The following is an 18,014-nucleotide window of genomic DNA, read 5'->3' as shown; positions in this document are numbered from 1 at the left end:
TCCGCGTACTTGTTCGTGAGCTGCGAGCCCTGTGCGGCCATCACGGCCGGGCTCGTGTAGTTTTCCGACGCGATCAGCTCGATGTGATCTTCCTGGCGGCGGTTTTCCTGCTCGATCGCGGCAAAGATTTCGGGATCGACGTTCGCAATGGTGCTTTGGGCTCTGTCAAACATACGGTTTCCGTTAAGTGTGTACAGGTTGACCGGAGCGGCCGAGTACGGTGTGCTGCTGGCGGGACCAGCTCGACGTGGCGGAAGAATCCGTATGACGCGAGGCAGGACAGCCACCGGCGATGCACGCGACGGCGCACAACGGCTGCCCAGGCGAACGGCAAAAACGGCGCCCCGCGCTTCACGGTGGGATGCTCCACCTTGAACCCGAACGGGTTCTATCGCCAGTCACGCAGGGGTGATGAGCGCGTTAGTGTATTGGATGCGTCATGAATAGGCAACCGCACGGAACTGCGCCGGAATCAATTGGGGCCAGACTCTACGCGCCCGTGCCGAAACGCTTTGCCGCCTTGCCGCGGTGCGGCAATCTCAGTAGGCTTGCGGGATATCACCCGCTATTTTGTTATCGACCAGGAGCAGCAATGATCGTGTTCGTCACAGGCGCGTCCGCCGGCTTCGGCGCCGCCATCGCCCGTGCCTTCGTCAAAGGAGGCCACCGCGTCGTCGCGACCGCGCGCCGCAAGGACCGTCTCGATGCGCTCGCCGCCGAACTCGGCGACGCCCTTCTGCCGTTCGAGCTCGACGTGCGCGACCGCGCGGCCGTCGAGGCCGTGCCGGCCGCCCTTCCCGCCGAATTCGCGGCGCTCGACGTACTCGTCAACAACGCCGGCCTCGCGCTCGGCGTCGAGCCGGCCCAAAAGGCCAGCCTCGACGAATGGCACACGATGATCGACACGAATTGCACGGGCCTCGTCACGGTCACGCACGCGCTGCTGCCCGGCATGATCGCGCGCGGCCGCGGCCATATCTTCAATCTCGGCTCGGTCGCGGGTTCGTACCCTTATGCAGGTGGCAACGTCTACGGCGCGACCAAGGCTTTCGTCAGACAATTCAGCCTGAACCTGCGCGCCGATCTGCTCGGCACGCCGTTGCGCGTGACCGACATCGAGCCGGGCCTGTGCGGCGGCACCGAGTTCTCGAACGTCCGCTATCGCGGCGACGACGAGAAGGCGGCAAACGTCTACAACAACGTCCAGCCGCTGATGCCGGAAGACATCGCCGATACGATCTACTGGATCGCGACGCGCCCGGCACATGTCAACGTCAATACGATCGAGCTGATGCCGATCGCGCAAGCCCCCGGCGGCCCGACCGTCCACCGCGGCTGAAGCCCCGCGGGCCCGGCCTCAGGCCGGCCCGCGGCGTGCTACGGCGTACTACATTCCGTTACGAATCGGTTACGAATCGGCTCCCTGCCTTCCGGTAGAATGCGCGCCATGACTCAGCCTACCCGCTCCCCGGAAGCGTCTTCCGGCTTCACCTGGCCGGTGCGCGTGTACTACGAGGATACCGACGCAGGCGGCATCGTCTTCTATGCCAACTACCTGAAGTTCTTCGAGCGCGCCCGCACCGAGTGGTTGCGTGCGTGCGGCATCGATCAGCGCCAGCTCGCCGACGATACCGGTGCGATCTTCATCGTCCGCAGCACGTCGCTCGACTACCGCGCGCCGGCGCGACTCGACGATACGCTGGCGATCACGAGCCGGCCCGGACGCATCGGCCGCGCGTCGGTGGAATTCACGCAGGAAGCCTGGTGTGGCGACACGCTGCTCGTAGCCGGGAACATTCGCCTCGGCTGCGTCGACCGTAACGGTATCCGGCCCACGGCCATCCCGCCGGCCGTGCTCGACGCGCTGCAACGCGGGCCCGTCATCGATGCCGGGCACACTCCACTGTCAACGAAGCTCGCATGAGCGCCGTTTAGACAAAGCCTATGAACTTGCCGTTCTGATTCGATACTAAGCAAGGTTCGGCGTCAGGCATGGCCGGCGCGCCGCGCCGCATGCATACCGGGCGCCCCGAAGGGCCGTTACTCAAACCTCTATGAACACTTCTCAAGACCTGTCGATCATTTCCCTCGTCCTCAACGCGAGCGTGCTGGCCCAGGCCGTGATGGGACTGCTGCTGCTGCTGTCGCTGATGTCGTGGACCTTCATCTTCCGCAAGTGGTTCGCGATCCGCCGCGCACGCGCGCAGACCGAACGCTTCGAGAAGGATTTCTGGTCGGGCGGCGACCTGCAGGCGCTGTACCAGAGCGCGGCCAACAACCGCCACACGATCGGCGCGCTCGAGCGGATCTTCGAATCGGGGATGCGCGAATTCCTGAAGGCGAAGGAAAAGCGCATCAGCGATCCGGGCCTCGTGCTCGATGGAGCACGCCGCGCGATGCGCGCGTCGTTCCAGCGTGAAATGGACGTGCTCGAAGCCAACCTCGCGTTCCTCGCATCGGTCGGCTCGGTCAGCCCGTACATCGGCCTGTTCGGCACGGTCTGGGGGATCATGAACTCGTTCCGCGGCCTCGCGAACGTGCAGCAGGCCACGCTCGCGAACGTCGCACCGGGCATCGCCGAGGCGCTCGTCGCCACCGCGATCGGCCTGTTCGCCGCGATTCCGGCCGTGGTCGCGTACAACCGCTACGCGCACGACATCGACCGCCTCGCGATCCGCTTCGAGACCTTCATCGAAGAGTTCTCGAACATCCTGCAGCGTCAGGCCCAGTAAGGAGCGCGCCATGGCAGGAAGTCCCATCCGATCCAGCATGCGCGGCGGCCGCTCGCGCCGTGCAATGGCCGACATCAACGTCGTGCCGTACATCGACGTGATGCTGGTGCTGCTCGTGATCTTCATGGTCACCGCACCGCTCGTCGCCCCGTCTATCATCAACCTGCCGACCGTCGGCAACGCCGCGCCGCAGGAGCAGACGCCGCCCGTCGTCGTCAACATCAAGGCCGACCGCACGATGAGCGTCAAGTACAAGGGCGACTCGGGCTCGACCCAGGAAGACACGATGACGAAGGCCGAGCTCGACAGCTTCATCTCGGCCCGGCAGGCCGATCATCCTGACCAGCCGGTCGTGATCGCTGCCGACAAGACGGTGCAGTACGATGCCGTCATGACCGTGATGTCGGATCTGAAGGCGCGCGGCGTCAAGCGCGTCGGCCTCCTCGTCAAATCGCAATGAACCGGCAGCAATCCACGCGCAGCTCCGCCTACCCGCCTCAGCCTCCCCGCGAGCGCGGCACCTGGCGCGCGTTCGCGCTCGCCGCGCTGATGCACGTGCTGCTCGCGCTGTTCCTCTATCACGGCGTGCAGTGGCAGAACAGCACGCCGGCCGGCGCCGAAGCCGAGCTGTGGACCGAGGTGCCCGACGTCGCCGCGCCGCGGCCCGTCGTGACGCCTCCCGCGAAGGTCGCGCCGCCGCCTCCCCCGGTGCGCGACGAGCAGGCCGACATCGCGCTGCAGCAGAAGAAGCGGCAGCAGGAAGCGGCCGCGCGCGAAGCGCTGCTCGATCAGCAGCGCCGCGCGCAGCAGTTGAAGGCCCAGCAGGAAGACGAAGCCCGGCGCGCGCAGCTCGCGGCGCAGCAGGCCGCCACGCTCGCCGCGCAAAAGGCCGCCGAACGCGACAAGCAGAAGCAGGCCGACAAGCTCAAGCAACAGCAGCTCGCCGAGCAGCAGAAGCTCGAACAGCAGAAACTCCAGCAGCAAAAGCAGGCGCAGCTCGAAGCGCAGCAGGCGGCGAAGGCCAAGGCCGACGCAGCCGCGAAGGCAAAGGCCGAAGCGCAGGCCAAGGCGAAGGCCGAAGCCACGGCGCGGGCGAAGGCCAGCGCGGCGGCGAACGCGAAGCTCGACCGCGAGCGCAACGCGCGTCTCGCCCAGATGCAGGGCCTGTCCGGCGCCGGTGAAGGCGGCGGCGAAGGCCTCGCGAAAAGCGGCACGGGCACGGGTTCCGGCGGCAATGCCGCGACGCCCGGCTATGCCGACAAGGTACGCCGCCGCGTCAAACCGAACATCGTTTGGGGCGGCGAGCGAGCAGGCCTGACCACCGTCGTCAAGATTCGGTGCACGCCGTCCGGTGACGTATTGAGCGCATCGGTCTCCCGCTCGAGCGGGAATTCGGGGTGGGATCAAGCCGTGGTGAATGCGATCCACGCATCGGTCCCGTTGCCGCCCGATTCTAACGGTCGTACCCCGTCTGACATTACGATTACCTTCAAGGCAGCGGAGTGAAAGGAAATGCGCTTACACTCCGGGCGTCGCTGTCGGACGGGAACGAATCGGGTATTTTTACTGTCTCTGCGGATGCGCAGCGATCCAAGCCATACGGGAAGCAAGAAGCATGAGTTTGATGACAAAGCTAGGTTTCAGGGCACTCGTGGCCTCGTGTCTGATTACGGCGGGCAGCGCCGCTAACGCCCAGGTCAACGTGCTGATCACCGGTGTCGGGTCGACCCAGTTCCCCATTGCCACGGCGAATTTCACGAACGAGGCGAACCTGCCGCAGCAGGTCACGTCGATCGTCCGTGCCGACCTCGCCCGCAGCGGCAAATTCACCAACATCGACGCAGGCAGCACGCCCGTGCCCGAGACCGCCTCGGTCGATCTCGGCGCATGGAAGGCCAAGGGCGCGAATGCGTTCGTTGCCGGCAGCGTGAACCGCGACGCAAACGGCCAGTACAAGGTCAACTTCATCCTGTACGACACCGTGAAGCAGCAAAGCCTCGGCGGCCTGTCGCTGACGGCCACCGACACGACGCTGCGCACGGCCGGCCACAAGATCGCCGACTACATCTACCAGAAGCTGCTCGGCGTGCGCGGCGTGTTCGCCACGCGCCTGTCGTACGTGATCAAGACCGGCAATCGCTACCAGTTGCAGATCTCCGATTCGGACGGCCAGAATGCGCGCATCGCGCTGTCGAGCACCGAGCCGATCATCTCGCCGGCGTGGTCGCCGAGCGGGACGAAGGTCGCGTACGTGTCGTTCGAGCGCAAGAAGCCGATCGTCTACATCCACGACTTGCCGACCGGCCGCCGCTACATGGTCTCCGACCAGAAGGGCAACAACAGTGCGCCGGCCTGGTCGCCGGACAGCAACACGCTCGCCGTCGCGCTGTCGCTGACGGGCAATACGCAAATCTACACGGTCAATGCAAACGGCGGCGGCCTGCGCCGTCTCACGCAGAGCAGCTCGATCGACACCGAGCCGTACTACTCGCCGGACGGCCACTGGATCTACTTCACGAGCGATCGCGGCGGCGCGCCGCAGATCTACCGGATGCCCGCACAGGGTGAAAGTGCCGGTGCCGCGCAGCGCGTGACCTTCACCGGCAGCTACAACACGAGTCCGCGTATCAGCCCGGACGGCAAGCTGCTCGCTTACATCTCCCGCACGGGCGGGGGCTTCAAGCTGTACGTTCAGGATCTGCAATCCGGCGCGGCGAACGCCATCACGAATACCAATCGCGACGAATCGCCGAGCTTCGCGGCAAACGGCCAGTATCTTCTGTACGCTACCCAGTCGGGTGGTCGCAATGTTCTGGCTGCAGTGCCCTCCGACGGCAGCGCGCCGCCGCAAATCCTGTCCGTCCAGGGCGGCTCCGTTCGCGAGCCGTCGTGGGGGCCCTTCATGCAATGACCACAAGGAGAGTAACCATGATGTCGAATAAAGCTCGTCTGGCCCTGGCCGTGATGATGATCAGCGCGCTCGCCGCATGTAAGTCGGGCGTGAAGCTCGACGACAAGGCGAACAACGCGGGTGCAGTCAGCACGCAACCGAGTGCCGACAACGTCGCGCAAGTGAACGTCGATCCGCTGAACGACCCGAACAGCCCGCTCGCGAAACGCAGCATCTACTTCGACTTCGACAGCTATTCGGTGAAGGACGAGTACCAGCCGCTGATGCAGCAGCACGCTCAGTACCTGAAGAGCCACCCGCAGCGCCACGTGCTGATCCAGGGCAACACCGACGAACGCGGCACGAGCGAGTACAACCTCGCGCTGGGCCAGAAGCGTGCGGAAGCCGTCCGTCGCGCGATGGCACTGCTCGGCGTGAACGATTCGCAAATGGAAGCCGTGAGCCTCGGCAAGGAAAAGCCGCAGGCAACGGGTCACGACGAAGCATCGTGGGCGCAGAACCGTCGCGCCGACCTCGTCTACCAACAGTAAGTAACGGAAGAATCGCCGTATGACGCACCGTGTAACCTGGCTGCGTGCAGCCGCAGCTCTCTGCGTCGCCGGCGCGGCGTGGTCGGCCGCGCCGGCGCACGCCGGCGTGTTCGACGACAACGAAGCGCGCCGCGCCGTGCTCGATCTGCGCAGCAAAACCGACAACCTGGCGAGCCAGTTGTCGGCCGCCCAGCGTACGATCCTCGATCAATCCGGCCGTCTCGACCAGCTGAACCAGCAGGTCGCGACGCTGCGCGGCGAAAACGAGGATCTGACGAACCGGCTGACGACACTCGAGCGGCAGCAGAAGGAGTACTACCAGGATCTCGACACGCGGCTCAAGAAGTTCGAGCCGCAGCAGACGACGATCGATGGTGTCGAAGGCACCGTGCAGCCGGGTGAAACGGATGCGCTCAGCGCGGCGCAGCAGCAGTTCCGCAACGGCAACTTCAAGGCGGCCGCGGCTTCGTTCCGCGCATTCATCGCGAAGTATCCGCAGAGCCCCTACCAGCCGACCGCGCAGTACTGGTACGGCAATGCGCAATACGCGCTGCGCGACTACCGCGGTTCGACCGCGACGTGGCAAGGGATCGTCAGCAAGTTCCCGCAGCACCCGCGCGCGGCCGATGCCCTCGTGGCGATCGGGACGAACCAGCTCGAACAAGGCCAGAAAGCGGCCGCGAAGAAGACGTTCGAGCAGGTCGTGTCGCAGTACGCCGGGTCGAACGCGGCGCAGACGGCGCAGGGCAAGCTCGAGACGATCAAATAATTATCGCGGCGGGTTGTTGACAGCCCACCAATCCGTCGCTATAATCTTTTGCTCTTTGGGTCGCTTGCCAAGTTGTTGAAGCAACGAACCAACAGGTTTCAAGAACGTGGGGTGGTAACTCAGTTGGTTAGAGTATCTGACTTTTAATCAGAGAGTCGAGGGTTCGAGTCCCTCCCACCCTACCAACTATCTTTGATAGTGCAATTAAAGCCTCCCGAGTGGAGGCTTTTTTGCGTCTGTCGCTTGCGACTGTTCGAGCTCGAATGCTCGCCGCGCCCTCAGTCGCGCGCGGCCGGTCATCGCACACTCACATCCCGCAGCACCGCGCCATATCCCGCGTACAAATTGCCGTCAGGCAGCAACTGCCGCTGCGCGAGTTGCCGGTGCACGACCGGCAGGCTATGGAACGGCATCCGCGCGAACAGGTGATGTTCGATATGAAAATGAATCGCATGCGGGCCGAACAGGAACGTCTGCCATGAACGCCGGCCGATCGTGCGCGCGTTGCGGCTCTGGTCCTCTCCGGGCGGCAACCCGGCGTGCTCGAAGATCGCGCGCACCTGCCCGGCAAGCGGCAACAGCGTGACGGACGGCACGATCCACAACACGACATACAGCAGCGGATGTCCGGCAAGCGCGAGCACACCGAACAGCAGACCGTTGCACGCCAGCATCGACACGACTTCCCACGCCGCGTACGCACGCGACTTTACGACCTGCGGCAATGCATGGGCGAACTTGCCGCGCGCGAGCTTCACGACGCTGGTCAGATAGCCGACCCCGCACGCATACGCGAGCAAGCGGCCGACCAACCGCGCGCGCGTCACCGGATAGTCGTGCACGCCGAACAGCAGCGCGACGGGATCGTCCGGTTGCATCGGCGCGCGATGGTGTTTCAGATGGCCCGCACGATACGTGCGCAGCGACAACCACAGCGGACCGGCCGCGAGCAGTTGGCCGAGCACGTCGTTGACGCGCCGGTTCCGCGCCAGCAATCCATGCGCGCCTTCGTGCATCATGACCGCGAGCGCAAGCTGGCTGCGCGCGATCACGATCGCCGCGCACGCGTACACGAACGGATGCGGCAACACGATCGCAACCGCGAACGCCGCGGCAATCATCAGCCAGTCGCCTGCCAGCGCTGTCCCCACGCGCCACGCGTTCACGCGAAACAATTCGGGATCGGGCACGAACCGCGCCAGCTCCGCGTTCGGCCCGCCTTGACGAACATGGGCAGCCGTCACGCGAACCTCCTGCGCAGCGCACGCCGCTCGACCCACCGCGCACTGACCATCGCGAGCACCACGCCGCCGAGCACGTCGGCCACCGTATGCTGCTTGAGCGTCAGCGTCGACACGCAGATCAGCAGCCCGACCGCGGCGCCCACGATCCGGCGCCGGTCCACCAGCATCCGGCATGCAAGGCACGTCACCGCGACATGCAGGCTCGGAAATCCATTGGCCGCGAGATCGAGCTGCCACATGCGCGCGAGACGATCGCGCACGAACGCGTTGCCGATCTCCGCGACGTCGGGCCGCGGCACGGCTTCCGGAAACAGCAGGAAGCAGACGACGCCGAGCACGAACGCGATCAGCACGGCCTCCTTGAACGCGGCAAACGCGGGCGGCCGTGCATATGCGGCCAACGCAATCACGAACGGGAAGAAGGCGACATAGACGAACCACGACCATGCGATGAACGGAATCCGCGCATCGATCGACGTGGCCAGCACGTAGCGCGGCGTGACGCCGCGCTCGAGCACGAAGAAGATCGCGAGGCCGGCTGCCATGCCGAATGTCGCGGCCAGCATCTGCCGGACATCGGGCCGGCGATCGTCACGCGGCATCAACGTATTCATCGCGATGCCGGCGCCTCGCATCGGGTTTCCGCGTCGGCCGGCCGCGCCTGCGACCGCAGCGCGAGGATGCGCGACGTCCACGCGTCCACACGTGCCCGCGCATGCTCACGTCCGGCGCGCGTTCCCGCCGGCGTGCCCGGATTGCGCATCAGTTCGGCAGCGGCCTGCCCGACCGACCGCCGGAACGCATCCGCATCACCGCGCCACGTGACGACGCGATGCACGAGTTGCAGCCGCGCCGCCCGCGCGGCGTTGCTCGCCTGTTCGGGCTGATCGGTCAGCACGAGCAGGATCGGGCGGCGATAGACGCGCGCGATCGACAGCGCGGCCATGCCGGGCGCCGATACGATCAGCGGCGCATGCGCGGCGCGCGTCACCCAGTCGGCATCGACGCCGGTCCAGCCGTCGTGCCCGGCGTACCCCTCGCCCACGCGGTGCGCGGCAAGCCCCGCGTCGCGAATGCCGGCCGACAGCGCATCGGCGAGCGCGACGTCGCGGAAGTGCGGATTCAGATAAACGGCCGCGGCAACCTGTTCCGAAGGCGGCAGTTCGGCGACACCCGGTAACGGCGTCGGCAAGCGGACATGCCCGCGCGACTGCTGCACATCGTCGGCCACGTCGTACGCAAAATCGTGTTCGATGCAGCCCAGCGCCGAATCGATCTGCCAGTCGACGATCCGCGCGAACGCACGCGCCAGCATGCGCGGCAGCCGCGCATCGAAATTCGCGGTCAACGCACGACGCAGGCTGCCGCCGTACACGTGAACGACGCGACGGCGCCAGCCCGGCACCGCGCCCATGAACAGCAGCGCCGGATGAAACGAATCGTTGATCACGAGATCCGCATCGCGAACGATCGCACGCAACCGCACGATGTCGCGCAGCATCCGCGTCGGCCTGAACACGTAGTGCGCAACGTTGCGGTCGGTCGCGTCGCGCAGCATGTTCTGCCGCTCGTCGAACTGCACCGCGTAGTGACGGGACAGCACAGGCGCATCGATACCGAATGCGGCCAGGAACGCCTGCCCCGCATCGGACGTCGTCAGCACGTCGACCTGCGCGCCGGCTGCACGCAGCGCATGCACGAGCAGTTGCGCGCGCATCAGGTGGCCGCGCGCGTCGGCTGTCGCGAGATAGACGATCCGCTGCATCATGCGCGCGGACGAAGCGACTGGACCCAGCCTGCCGCATACATCGCCAGCGCCCCCGTCACGCCGAACCCGGCTTCGATTGCACGAATCTCGCGCAGCAACGCAGCGAGATGCGCGGCCTCGGACGGTTCGACGAGACGGCGCAACGTGTCCGAACAGAGCCGCACGTGCCGTGTCTCGTCGGCGAGCACGCGCGCGAGCAACGGATGGAGCGGATGGGTGTCGCCGATCGTCGCGCAGTGGCGCGCGAGCACACGCATCGCCATCTGTTCCGCGCACAGACCCGTCGCATAGGCCGGCACGAGCACGCCTTGCGCAAAATGCGGCGCGTGGCGTTGCGCGAGCCGGCGCCATCGCATGATCTTGCGCCGGCTCAGCCAGTCGGGTTCGTGCGGCCCGGCCGAAGCCGCGACGCCGCGCTGGTGCAGCGCATCGGCAAACGCGGCCGCGTGGCGACGCTCGTCCGCGAGATGCTGTTCGATCCGCGGCGCGAGCCAGTCCGGCGGCTGTCCGGTCCAGTCTTCATGCAACGCGCACTCGGTCGCTTCCTCGCCGATCAGGTACATGCGCAGCATCCAGCGCTCGCCGTGCATGCTGCGATGCAGCCGCCGGAGCGCCGCCCGCTTGATGCGATCGACGAGATACGCGCGCACCCGCGCCGCCCCCTGCGGCACGGGCGTATCGAGACAGTCGAAGCGCGCGCCGTCCGCCGCCCGCGGCGATGCGGGCAGCTCACCTGCCGCGCTCATGCCGGCACACCCCGCGCGGACGCGGACTTCGTCGCGGCGGCCGCGGCGGCCGGATCGCGGCGCCAGCCGAGGATCAGGCCAACGAAGCTTTCCTGCATGAACGCATGCGCGGACGCGGCGGCGCCTGCGAATGCTTCCTCATGGCCGTTCACGCGCAGATAGCCGTTGCCGTCGCGCGCGCCGAATTCGATCCGGTCGTTCTTCCGGAAGCCGCGCTCGCGCACGTCTTTCAGCAGCGCGCTGCCGTCGAGACCGAACAGGAACAACTCGCGCTGCGCGACCCACACCGGAATGTGATTGCTCAATGCGTCGAAACGGATCGACCACGTGCCCGACGCCAGTGCGCGATCGACGTCCGCATCGTGCGGCGCGGTCGACGTGAAGCTCGCGCGCGCGACCGACTTCGTCAGGCCGCCGACGCCGAGCGCGATCGTGATGTCGTCCGCGGACGGCTGCTTCGGATCGGTCGCGCTCACCTTCACGAGATGCCGCGCAAGCCGGGACGCCAGCGACGGATGCGCGAACAGCGCAAGCGTTTCGTCCGGCGTCAGCACATCGCGCTCGCCGTCGCCCTCCTTCACGCGCACACGGTACGGATCGATCCGCACATCGGTGAACTTGCCGCGCACGGGCGCATGGACGTACACGTCGCGGTCCCATTTCGCGCCGTCGCGGCGCAGCAGAACGTGCACGCTCAGCGGCACGCGCCGGCCGTCGCCGTCAACGCCCGTGCCCTGCAGCAGCACGTCGCCGAGCACGTCCTTCGTGCGGCGACTCTCATCGCTCGAGAAGACGATCGCGTGCGCATCGGTATCGACGCTCGCGTGAACGTCGGGCGTATCGAGCGCGATGCGATTGCAGTCCGTCGCGGCCGCGCTCGCGAACGGGCAACCGCTTTGCGACGCGAAGTGGTAGATCCCGCGTCCCGCGTGATCGACCGGCGCGGCGTGGGCGCCGGTGCTGGCGGCAAACAGGGCGAGGCAGGCAACACGGCTGGCGAATGAGGGCATGGTCGTCGTCGGGATGGGTTCAGGATGTCGAAGCAACGTGGCGCCGCCGCTTCAATGACGGTGATAGGACAGCGCGTCGAGATCGCGCCGGGTCGACGCTCGCCCGGCGAGCCCGAACCCGCGCGCGAGCGCGCCGATCGTATCGACGGCGGACGCGGCGATCGTGACGCCGGCGGCCGCGAGATAGCGGACGGTACCCAGTTGCGGCAACTGCTGATGATTGAGCGCACGCAGGCTGTAGCCGAGCCGCATCGCCATCACGCAGAACGGCCCGAGCGGGCCGCTGCGGCCAAGCCATTGCCACTGGCGCGGCAGGTACGCGTTCACGAGATAGGGCGTCAGCCCGACGCTGTCCTCGCCGCGCATCCAGCGCAGCTTCAGCGATTCGCGATGCGTGTCCGGCAGCCGATGCTCGGTGTGCGCGGCCGGCGCAAACTCGACGGCCACGCCGGCTGCCTGCATCCGCAACCCCATCACCTGGCAATGCGCGCGATAGACGCCGTCGAGCGGCTCGTAGCGGAATTGCGCGAATACGTCACGCCGGAACGCGACGTTGTTTGCGTAGAAGTTGCGCGTCGCGCCGTCGCGCAGCGGACTCGGGAAATACATGAAATCGATCGACGTCAGCGCGATGCCGAGCACATTCGGCGCATAGCTGGTCCGCCCCGCCACCGCCACGGGTGCGTCGCCCGCATCCCGCGCGAACGGCGCGAGCAGGTGCTCGAGCCAGTCGTCCGCTGGCCGGCAATCGGCATCGCCGAACACGACGATGTCGCAGCGCTCCGCGTCGACGCGATCGAAGCCGTCGTTCTTCGCATCGTAGTAGCCGGTGCTCGCGCCGATCTCGACGAAATCGATCGGACGACCGGCCAGCACGGTGATTTCCGCGCACGCATGGGCAGGCAAGCCGTCATGCGTGATGATCCATTGCGCAAGTGCCGCCGGCGGCACGGTCTGCTTCGACAGCGCCGACACGAGGCGCTTCAGGCTGTCGACGGCCTGCGCGAGGCCCGCGCCGCCGCGCAGGTTGTTCGTCTCCAGCACGAGCGCGGCTTTCGCCGCCACGGAACGCGCGGCCGCGCGCGTACGCGGTACGGTTTCATTGAAGTCTGGCATCCGGAATATCTCCACCGTCATGCGCGACGGCATGGATGAAACGGCAGGACGGAGGCTGCGGCGCACCGGCGAAAGCGGGCCGCCGCGGACCTCCTCGCGCGGCGGGCAGCCTGGTCAGGCACCCGCCCTGCGTGACGTCACTCCTGGATCGACGGCGCGGATTCTGCGTCGGCGAAGCGCGGCTTTGCGTTCTGCAGGTCGCGCGTGTTCTTCTGCACGGCCACCGCGCCGAACAGCGCGAGCACGAACGACATCGCGTAGAAGCCCTTTTCGCTCAGTTGCAGCGTTGCGTTGAACAGGCCGACGACCAGCAGCGCGATCGACAGCAGCAGCGCGATCCAGCTGAGGCCGTAGTAGATGCCCGTGACGGGAATGCCTTCCGCGCGGTCGCGCACGCTCTTCTGCAGCGAGATCGCCGCGTAAAGGCCGAACACCAGCACGGTGAAGTAGTAGCCCTTCTCGTTCAGCTGCATGCCGGCGTTCCAGAGGCCGATCAGGAACGCCGCGAAGCCGGCGAGCAGCGCGGCCCATGACGCGGCCACGAACGCAAACGACGGTTGCTGGATGGTGGTCTGGTTCATTGCTTTGCCCTCTCTTTCTTCTTGTTCGAAATCGTTTTCGTTGAACTGCGTTTTGCGCATGGTAGCAGCTTTGGTGCGCGCCACGACAACCGCACTTGCAGTCTTACATGCCGCGCTGCGCGCGCCGCCAGCGCCCCGGCGTCGTACCGAGTACCGCGCGAAACGCCTTGCCGAAGGCGGCCTCGGACTGGTAACCGACCGCCTGCCCGATTTCCGCCTGCCCGCGCTGCGTGTCCTGCAGCAACGCGCACGCATGCATCATCCGGATCTGCGCGACGAACGCGCCGACGCTCATCCCGGCCTTCTCGCGGAAATGCCGCGCATAGGTCGCGCGCGACATCGCCGCCGCGTCGCCGAGCGATTCGACCGTCCACGGCTGCTCCGGCGCCTGCAGCACGGCCTGGACCGACGGGCCGAGCCGCGCATCGGCCGCGAGCGCGAGCCAGCCGGACGGCACCCGCGCGCCGCGGCCATAGGCACGCAGCGCATACGCGAGCAGCGCCTGGCCGAGCGCGTTCACGATCGCGCCGGCGCCCGGCTGTACGTTCGACGCCTCGGTGCGCAGCACGCTCGTCAGCAGTTGCAGCGGCTCGAACCCCGATGCTTCGCGCAATCCGACGTGCAGCACCTGCGGCAGCGTGCGCATCAGCAGTTCGCCCGCGCCGCGCGCATAGACGAACCGTCCGCACAGCAGGTCCACGCTCGCGCCGCCCGGTTCGGCCGGATCGAGATTCGACTTGACCGGCAGCACCGCGCCGCCGCCGGCGCCTACGTCGCGCAGCGGCATGGCCGACCGTGACCGGCCATTCCCGGTGTCGAGCAGGTCGTGTGAACCGCCCGCGGGCAGCAGCACGAAATCGCCTTCGGCAAGTTGCAGCGTGCGCCCGTCGGCCGTGCGCAGCCGGCACGTGCCGGTCAGCACCAGGTGGAACGCCGCCTCGCCGGGCGGCAGCGGGTCGTGCGGCATCGCGAACGGCCCGTCGAGCAGGCAGCGCACGTCGAGTTCGACATGGCTGCGCCCGAGCGACAGCAGTTGACTCAATGCATCCATGAGACGATTGCGCTAAAAATTGACACTCTAGCGTATCGAAACCCTCAGCGCGAACGATCAGAATAGGTCTGCATCGCCCGAGATCGCGGCGCCCGCCGCCCTCCTCACCTCTTCTCGAAAAGGACGCATCATGCTGAACTGGAACGAATACCGGAAGGAACTCTCGACGCGCATCGGCGACATCGCCAAGCTGTCGCCCGATACGCTGGCCGGGTACAAGGCGCTGGCCGGCGCAGGCGCCAAGACCGGCCATCTGGACGCGAAGACGCGCGAGCTGATCGCGCTCGCGGTGGCCGTCACGACACGCTGCGACGGCTGTATCGCCGTTCACACCGCCGAAGCGGCGAAGCATGGCGCAACCAAGGAGGAAGTAGCGGAAGCGCTCGGCGTCGCGATTGCGCTGAATGCAGGCGCGGCGCTCGTCTATTCGGCGCGCGTGATGGACGCGCTCGGCGACTGACCGTCACGGCGGCGCCGTCGCGGGCCGCCTGCTGCGTGGCGCCCGGCCGTCCGGCCGGGTGGCCGCCCGCCTCGCGATGTATGAAGATTGGCAGGCGTGCTCGCGCCGGCAACCGTCGCGCCACGCGCAGCCCGCGGACACGCCGCGAAGTCGGCTACCATGCGCGAACGATCCATCGTGAAGGAGCGCTCCATGTGCCGCTGGCTCGCCTATACGGGTAATCCGATCCATCTGGAAACCGTGCTGTTCCGCGCGAAGCATTCGCTGATCGACCAGAGCCTGCATTCGGAGCTCGGCGCCACGACCACCAATGGCGACGGCTTCGGGATCGGCTGGTACGGGCGCCCCGACGAACTCCCGTTCCGTTATCGCTCCGTGCATCCCGCATGGAACGACCGCAACCTGCGCGAAGCCGCGCGCGCGATCCGCTCGCGGATGTTCATCGCGCATATCCGCGCGGCGACCGACACGCCGGTGCAGGAAACCAACTGCCACCCGTTCCGCCACGGCCGCTGGCTGTTCGCGCACAACGGGCTGATCCGCGACTTCCACAAGCTGCGCCGCGACCTGACGATGAAGGTCGATCCCGCGCTGTTCCCCACGCTCGAAGGCTCGACCGACTCCGAGCTGATGTTCCGCCTCGCGCTGACGTATGGCCTCGAGCAGACGCCGCTGCCGGCGCTCGAACGAATGGTCGGCGTAGTCGAGGAAACCGCCGCGCGGCATCGCGTGGCCGACCCGCTCAACATGACGATCTGCGCGACCGATGGCGACCGGATCATCGCGGTGCGCTACTCGAGCGAACGGCAATCGCGCTCGCTGTTCCACAGCACGTCGTTCAAGCACCTGCACGAGCTGTATCCGCATAATCCGCGCATCGCGGAAGCCGGTGACGACGCGTTCATGGTCGTGTCCGAGCCGCTCGTCGACCTGCGCGGCGCGTGGGAGGAAGTGCCGGAAGGGATGGCGATCGTCGCGCAGGGTGCGGACGTGAAGCAGCAGCCGTTCGCGCCGCGGCACAAGTAGTGGGCAGTGTCGTGCCCGCCGTCAGGCGCGGCGCGAGAACCGCATCCGGATCGAATCGAGTTCGGCAGGCAGCCGGCGCGAACGGGCGCGCGGCCGTGGCAACGCGGCAAACCCGAGCCGCTCGTACAGCGCGCGGGCGCGAACGTTGCGGGTCAGCACGTCGAGCACGACTTCGCGGCTGCCGTCGGCAGGCAACGCGCCGGAATCCAGCGCATCGCGGAACAACGCGCTGAAGATACCCGTGCCGCGCTGCCGTTCATCGGTCGCGCAGTGCGCGACGAGGATCTGCGAACGCTTCGGCGCCGGGAGTTCCGTTTCGAGGACCAGCCCGCGCAGCAACTGGCCGATCGTGCGGCGCACGCCGAAGAAGCGCGCGAGTGCCCATACGACATGCACATCGTCGAACATCGTCCGCTGCCCGTCGTGAATCGCCATCACGGCAAGCACGGTGCCATCGTCGGCAACCGCGACGCGATGCCGGCGCCACGAAAAGCGCCCATGACGCGACCGGAATGCCTGCTGCAGGAACGCGATGCAGCGCGCATCGCTTTCGCCGAGAAAAAACCCGAATTCCGCCACGCCGGACGCAAACACGAGCGGCCCGCACGACGCCGCATCATCCGCATCGGCCGCGCGAAACCGCACGGGCTCGCCGGCGCGCGGGACCGCCTGCGCAAACGCGGCGGCCTGCGTCATGCGCTACGTCCCGCGAGGCGCGACAACACGCCAACCGTCCGGCTGATCTGCTCGGGCTCGTGCGTCGAGCAGATGAAGAAACGCAGCCGCGCCGCCTTTTCCTCGACGGCCGGATAGAAGATCGGCTGCACGTTGATCCCTTCGTCGAACATCGCATTCGCCCACTGCGCGGCCTTCAGCGAACTTCCGGTAATCACCGGCACGACCGCATAGCCCGCACTCGTACCGGTATTCAGCCCGGCGGCACGCGCTTCGGTCAGGAACTGCCGCCCGCGCGCCTGCAGTTGCGCGACGCGCGCCGGCTCCGCCTGCAGGCGCTCGAGCGCAGCCAGTGACGCTTCGGCGAGCGTCGGCGCGAGCCCGACGCTGTACAGGAAGCCCGGCGCCAGATGACGCAGCATGTCGACGAGCGGCTGGCAACCGGCGATGAAACCGCCGCAACCGGCCAGCGTCTTGCTCATCGTGCCCATCCACATGTCGACCTGGTCGGGCGCGACGCCGCAATGCTCGCGAATGCCCTTGCCGGTCGCACCGAGCACGCCGAGCGAATGGGCCTCGTCGACCAGCAGGAACGCGCCGTGGCGCGTCTTCACGTCGACGAAGCGCTGCAGGTCGGGGAAATCGCCGTCCATGCTGTACAGCCCTTCGATCGCGATCAGCACGTGACGGTATTCGCGGCGTACGCGCGACAGCAATTCGTCGAGCGCCTGCCAGTCGTTGTGCGCGAAGCTCAGCCGCTTCGCGCCGCTCAGCTGCGCGCCCTGCACGATGCTGTTGTGCGCGAGCGCATCGTGAACGACCAGGTCGCCCGGGCCGAACAGCGCGCCGATCACGGTCACGTTCGTCGCGTGGCCGCTCACGAACGCGACGCAGTCGTCGGTCTCGTAGAACGCGGCCAGTGCGCGTTCGAGCTCGCGCTGCACCGGGCGTTCGCCCGCGACCATCCGGCTCGCCGATGCCGACGTGCCGTAGCGGTCGATCGCGGCTTTCGCGCGCGCGGACACGTCCGGGTCGCCGGCCAGGCCGAGGTAGTTGTAGTTCGCGAAGTTCAGGTATTCGCGGCCGCCGATCTGCGTCGTCGCACCGGCGACGCCGTCGTGCACACGGAAAAACGGCGAGTCGACGCGCAGCTTCTCGCCCATCTCGCGCATGATCCGGACCTGCTGATACTGCGGCATCGATTCGAAGCGGCTGCGCGCCGACGCGGTCTGCGCAGCCGGCGTGCCGGGCACGCCGGGCGCCGCGGCCGCATCGGTCGCGCGCTCCAGTTGCCGTTTCAGCGCTTTCGCCGCCAGTTGCTGGCGAAGATGCTCTCCCAGTGCCATTGCTTCCTTCGCTGTATCTCGAAAAGGCGCTATGTTACGCCGCGTATTT

General features: G+C 67.0%; 20 protein-coding genes, 1 tRNA gene, 1 pseudogene and 1 riboswitch. Of the genes and pseudogenes, 11 read left to right on the top strand and 11 right to left on the bottom strand.

What is annotated here, in order from left to right:
- Nucleotides 1–173: pseudogene (gene glyA, locus HWX87_RS29805) on the bottom strand (serine hydroxymethyltransferase); the annotation flags it as partial.
- Between the two features lie 137 nt (nt 174–310).
- Nucleotides 311–412: riboswitch (ZMP/ZTP riboswitch) on the bottom strand.
- A 180-nt stretch (nt 413–592) separates the two neighbouring features.
- Between glyA and HWX87_RS29800 the strand changes: the two are divergent.
- From HWX87_RS29800 to HWX87_RS29760, 9 genes are all read left to right on the top strand, one after another.
- Entirely contained in the window at nt 593–1,339 is a 747-nt protein-coding gene (locus HWX87_RS29800; protein WP_176050595.1) for an SDR family NAD(P)-dependent oxidoreductase, read from the top strand.
- A 99-nt stretch (nt 1,340–1,438) separates the two neighbouring features.
- Complete coding sequence (gene ybgC / locus HWX87_RS29795; RefSeq protein ID WP_176050594.1) at nt 1,439–1,924, top strand: tol-pal system-associated acyl-CoA thioesterase; 486 nt, start codon at nt 1,439–1,441, stop codon at nt 1,922–1,924.
- 130 nt (nt 1,925–2,054) lie between these two features.
- Complete coding sequence (tolQ, locus tag HWX87_RS29790) at nt 2,055–2,732, top strand: protein TolQ (RefSeq protein ID WP_021157170.1); 678 nt, start codon at nt 2,055–2,057, stop codon at nt 2,730–2,732.
- 10 nt (nt 2,733–2,742) lie between these two features.
- On the top strand, nt 2,743–3,192 hold the full coding sequence (tolR, locus tag HWX87_RS29785) for a protein TolR (protein ID WP_124449291.1): 450 nt from the start codon (nt 2,743–2,745) through the stop codon (nt 3,190–3,192).
- Nucleotides 3,189–4,238, top strand: a complete 1,050-nt coding sequence (gene tolA / locus HWX87_RS29780; RefSeq protein ID WP_176050593.1) for a cell envelope integrity protein TolA — start codon at nt 3,189–3,191, stop codon at nt 4,236–4,238. Before tolR ends, tolA begins: the two co-directional genes overlap by 4 nt.
- 109 nt (nt 4,239–4,347) lie before the next feature.
- The gene (tolB, locus tag HWX87_RS29775; protein ID WP_176050592.1) at nt 4,348–5,643 is read left to right on the top strand and encodes a Tol-Pal system beta propeller repeat protein TolB; all 1,296 of its coding nucleotides are present in this window, start codon (nt 4,348–4,350) and stop codon (nt 5,641–5,643) included.
- 17 nt (nt 5,644–5,660) lie between these two features.
- On the top strand, nt 5,661–6,173 hold the full coding sequence (pal, locus tag HWX87_RS29770; protein WP_006484980.1) for a peptidoglycan-associated lipoprotein Pal: 513 nt from the start codon (nt 5,661–5,663) through the stop codon (nt 6,171–6,173).
- Nucleotides 6,174–6,192: 19 nt separating this feature from the next.
- Complete coding sequence (gene ybgF, locus HWX87_RS29765) at nt 6,193–6,942, top strand: tol-pal system protein YbgF (RefSeq protein ID WP_124449297.1); 750 nt, start codon at nt 6,193–6,195, stop codon at nt 6,940–6,942.
- A gap of 108 nt (nt 6,943–7,050) precedes the next feature.
- Nucleotides 7,051–7,127, top strand: a tRNA-Lys gene (locus tag HWX87_RS29760).
- 111 nt (nt 7,128–7,238) lie between these two features.
- Here HWX87_RS29760 and HWX87_RS29755 read toward each other — a convergent pair.
- From HWX87_RS29755 to HWX87_RS29720, 8 genes are all read right to left on the bottom strand, one after another.
- On the bottom strand, nt 7,239–8,186 hold the full coding sequence (locus tag HWX87_RS29755) for a fatty acid desaturase family protein (RefSeq protein WP_176050591.1): 948 nt from the start codon (nt 8,184–8,186) through the stop codon (nt 7,239–7,241).
- Entirely contained in the window at nt 8,183–8,800 is a 618-nt protein-coding gene (locus tag HWX87_RS29750) for a phosphatase PAP2 family protein (RefSeq protein ID WP_176050590.1), read from the bottom strand. The genes HWX87_RS29755 and HWX87_RS29750 overlap by 4 nt, the downstream gene beginning before the upstream one ends.
- Nucleotides 8,797–9,954, bottom strand: coding sequence for a hypothetical protein (locus HWX87_RS29745; protein ID WP_176050589.1), 1,158 nt, complete (start codon nt 9,952–9,954; stop codon nt 8,797–8,799). The genes HWX87_RS29750 and HWX87_RS29745 overlap by 4 nt, the downstream gene beginning before the upstream one ends.
- Entirely contained in the window at nt 9,951–10,700 is a 750-nt protein-coding gene (locus HWX87_RS29740; protein ID WP_176050588.1) for a hypothetical protein, read from the bottom strand. Before HWX87_RS29740 ends, HWX87_RS29745 begins: the two co-directional genes overlap by 4 nt.
- Nucleotides 10,697–11,710, bottom strand: a complete 1,014-nt coding sequence (locus tag HWX87_RS29735; RefSeq protein ID WP_176050587.1) for a hypothetical protein — start codon at nt 11,708–11,710, stop codon at nt 10,697–10,699. Before HWX87_RS29735 ends, HWX87_RS29740 begins: the two co-directional genes overlap by 4 nt.
- Nucleotides 11,711–11,761: 51 nt before the next feature.
- Entirely contained in the window at nt 11,762–12,826 is a 1,065-nt protein-coding gene (locus tag HWX87_RS29730; RefSeq protein ID WP_176050586.1) for a glycosyltransferase, read from the bottom strand.
- 137 nt (nt 12,827–12,963) lie between these two features.
- On the bottom strand, nt 12,964–13,407 hold the full coding sequence (yiaA, locus tag HWX87_RS29725) for an inner membrane protein YiaA (RefSeq protein WP_176050585.1): 444 nt from the start codon (nt 13,405–13,407) through the stop codon (nt 12,964–12,966).
- 103 nt (nt 13,408–13,510) lie between these two features.
- Nucleotides 13,511–14,458 carry an AraC family transcriptional regulator gene (locus HWX87_RS29720; protein ID WP_176050584.1) on the bottom strand — a complete coding sequence of 316 codons (948 nt, stop codon included), beginning with the start codon at nt 14,456–14,458 and terminating at the stop codon, nt 13,511–13,513.
- Between the two features lie 130 nt (nt 14,459–14,588).
- On the opposite strand from HWX87_RS29720, the gene HWX87_RS29715 reads away from it, so the two are divergent.
- Entirely contained in the window at nt 14,589–14,918 is a 330-nt protein-coding gene (locus HWX87_RS29715) for a carboxymuconolactone decarboxylase family protein (RefSeq protein ID WP_176050583.1), read from the top strand.
- A gap of 192 nt (nt 14,919–15,110) precedes the next feature.
- Nucleotides 15,111–15,944 carry a class II glutamine amidotransferase gene (locus HWX87_RS29710; protein ID WP_176050600.1) on the top strand — a complete coding sequence of 278 codons (834 nt, stop codon included), beginning with the start codon at nt 15,111–15,113 and terminating at the stop codon, nt 15,942–15,944.
- Between the two features lie 21 nt (nt 15,945–15,965).
- On the opposite strand, the gene HWX87_RS29705 is transcribed toward HWX87_RS29710, so the two are convergent.
- Nucleotides 15,966–16,640: a GNAT family N-acetyltransferase gene (locus tag HWX87_RS29705; RefSeq protein ID WP_176050582.1), complete on the bottom strand. Its 675-nt coding sequence runs from the start codon at nt 16,638–16,640 to the stop codon at nt 15,966–15,968.
- Nucleotides 16,637–17,965, bottom strand: coding sequence for an aminotransferase class I/II-fold pyridoxal phosphate-dependent enzyme (locus tag HWX87_RS29700; RefSeq protein WP_176050581.1), 1,329 nt, complete (start codon nt 17,963–17,965; stop codon nt 16,637–16,639). The genes HWX87_RS29705 and HWX87_RS29700 overlap by 4 nt, the downstream gene beginning before the upstream one ends.
- Between the last annotated feature and the right edge of the window lie 49 nt (nt 17,966–18,014).

This window comes from Burkholderia sp. BCC1644 (assembly GCF_902833225.1).
In the GTDB taxonomy this organism is placed as follows: domain Bacteria; phylum Pseudomonadota; class Gammaproteobacteria; order Burkholderiales; family Burkholderiaceae; genus Burkholderia.
The sequence above is the reverse complement of the archived record's forward strand: the minus strand, read 5'-3'. Positions and strand labels throughout refer to the sequence as shown.

Bases quoted from the DNA above. Each gene is read 5' to 3' on its own strand.
- HWX87_RS29750 (WP_176050590.1), bottom strand. From the start codon at position 8,800: ATGAATACGTTGATGCCGCGTGACGATCGCCGGCCCGATGTCCGGCAG.
- HWX87_RS29715 (WP_176050583.1), top strand. From the start codon at position 14,589: ATGCTGAACTGGAACGAATACCGGAAGGAACTCTCGACGCGCATCGGC.
- pal (WP_006484980.1), top strand. From the start codon at position 5,661: ATGATGTCGAATAAAGCTCGTCTGGCCCTGGCCGTGATGATGATCAGC.
- HWX87_RS29710 (WP_176050600.1), top strand. From the start codon at position 15,111: ATGTGCCGCTGGCTCGCCTATACGGGTAATCCGATCCATCTGGAAACC.
- HWX87_RS29800 (WP_176050595.1), top strand. From the start codon at position 593: ATGATCGTGTTCGTCACAGGCGCGTCCGCCGGCTTCGGCGCCGCCATC.
- HWX87_RS29700 (WP_176050581.1), bottom strand. From the start codon at position 17,965: ATGGCACTGGGAGAGCATCTTCGCCAGCAACTGGCGGCGAAAGCGCTG.
- HWX87_RS29705 (WP_176050582.1), bottom strand. From the start codon at position 16,640: ATGACGCAGGCCGCCGCGTTTGCGCAGGCGGTCCCGCGCGCCGGCGAG.
- ybgC (WP_176050594.1), top strand. From the start codon at position 1,439: ATGCGCGCCATGACTCAGCCTACCCGCTCCCCGGAAGCGTCTTCCGGC.
- tolR (WP_124449291.1), top strand. From the start codon at position 2,743: ATGGCAGGAAGTCCCATCCGATCCAGCATGCGCGGCGGCCGCTCGCGC.
- HWX87_RS29745 (WP_176050589.1), bottom strand. From the start codon at position 9,954: ATGATGCAGCGGATCGTCTATCTCGCGACAGCCGACGCGCGCGGCCAC.
- ybgF (WP_124449297.1), top strand. From the start codon at position 6,193: ATGACGCACCGTGTAACCTGGCTGCGTGCAGCCGCAGCTCTCTGCGTC.
- tolA (WP_176050593.1), top strand. From the start codon at position 3,189: ATGAACCGGCAGCAATCCACGCGCAGCTCCGCCTACCCGCCTCAGCCT.
- yiaA (WP_176050585.1), bottom strand. From the start codon at position 13,407: ATGAACCAGACCACCATCCAGCAACCGTCGTTTGCGTTCGTGGCCGCG.
- HWX87_RS29720 (WP_176050584.1), bottom strand. From the start codon at position 14,458: ATGGATGCATTGAGTCAACTGCTGTCGCTCGGGCGCAGCCATGTCGAA.
- HWX87_RS29740 (WP_176050588.1), bottom strand. From the start codon at position 10,700: ATGAGCGCGGCAGGTGAGCTGCCCGCATCGCCGCGGGCGGCGGACGGC.
- HWX87_RS29730 (WP_176050586.1), bottom strand. From the start codon at position 12,826: ATGCCAGACTTCAATGAAACCGTACCGCGTACGCGCGCGGCCGCGCGT.
- tolB (WP_176050592.1), top strand. From the start codon at position 4,348: ATGAGTTTGATGACAAAGCTAGGTTTCAGGGCACTCGTGGCCTCGTGT.
- tolQ (WP_021157170.1), top strand. From the start codon at position 2,055: ATGAACACTTCTCAAGACCTGTCGATCATTTCCCTCGTCCTCAACGCG.
- HWX87_RS29735 (WP_176050587.1), bottom strand. From the start codon at position 11,710: ATGCCCTCATTCGCCAGCCGTGTTGCCTGCCTCGCCCTGTTTGCCGCC.